This window comes from Pseudoalteromonas sp. SG41-5 (assembly GCF_014164495.1).
Classification (GTDB): domain Bacteria; phylum Pseudomonadota; class Gammaproteobacteria; order Enterobacterales; family Alteromonadaceae; genus Pseudoalteromonas; species Pseudoalteromonas rhizosphaerae.
In genome coordinates this window covers 1-931 of record NZ_JACJFH010000254.1, presented here as the reverse complement: position 1 = coordinate 931, position 931 = coordinate 1, and the positions used below count along the sequence as shown (strand labels likewise).

2 protein-coding genes are annotated in these 931 nt (G+C 44.4%); both read right to left on the bottom strand.

Translation table 11 applies throughout. The features are described from left to right. Positions 1-4: 4 nt before the first annotated feature. A complete protein-coding gene (locus H5232_RS23435; protein WP_054205193.1) occupies positions 5-541 on the bottom strand; it encodes a phage tail protein in 537 nt (178 codons plus the stop codon). Positions 542-553: 12 nt separating this feature from the next. Further along, the coding region (locus H5232_RS23430) for a phage tail protein (RefSeq protein ID WP_182831688.1) at positions 554-931 on the bottom strand (378 nt) is incomplete at its 5' end.

Genomic DNA, 931 nt, shown 5'->3' with positions numbered 1-931 from the left:
CACATCAATTTCTTGGTGGATAAATTCCATCTAGTGCAATGCAAAAGTTTAACGCTAAGCTAGGTTGCATATTTTCATGCCGCTGACTCTTACCTGACGATGCTAAACTGCTGCTACTCATAGCACTTGTATTACTATCCAGTGGCGCAGTATATCGCAGTGCACCACCTGAGGAGGCAACGTCTATTGCAAGTTGATTATCACTTGGTTGGTCAGTATTACCAGCTTGAAATACACCTGAAATAACATGGTCATGCTTAGGTAGCTGTATGGGGGCCAACGCTACTTGGCTAACACCACCAAAGGTAGAAAATGGCCGAGTCGTTAGTCCTATCCCTGATCCCGCATGCATTGGTGCTCTGCCTTGTAAATCAGGGACTCCAAATGTTGTTCGTCCATCACCACCGAAATTAGTTCCCAGCAAACTAAATAGCGCTGTAGATTGTGAAATACTGAGTATTTGCCCTGCGCATTTAGCCCAAGCTCTAGGACTATACGTAAGACCAAATATTCTAATTTCAGCCATAAATGGTTCAGCCATAATATTTCTCCTTTAATTTCTTGATGGGAAGAGGCCGTTGAGGCAAATAATAAAATGTATAGCCAAATAAGGCATCATATTAGTATGCGGCTCATTAGCACCCACAGTTTCAACTGCAGCGTCATTTAGTTGCTGACTTTCTCCCGTGACAGCGCCTGATATATAAGTTGACTCAGTTGCAGGGCTTCTCGCCAAAACATTACCAATGGCTGTAGATGTAGTTGCACGATTATTATTTGCCTGCAAGCTATGGGTGTGTGCTGGCATCTGCTGTGGTAGAAGCGTCACTTTTTCTACGCCAGCCTGACGCGCTATAGGGTAAGGTTGTAATCCTGGGCCTTGCCCAAAATGTACGGGTACACGCCCTCTTAAATCAGGCAGCATAAATGA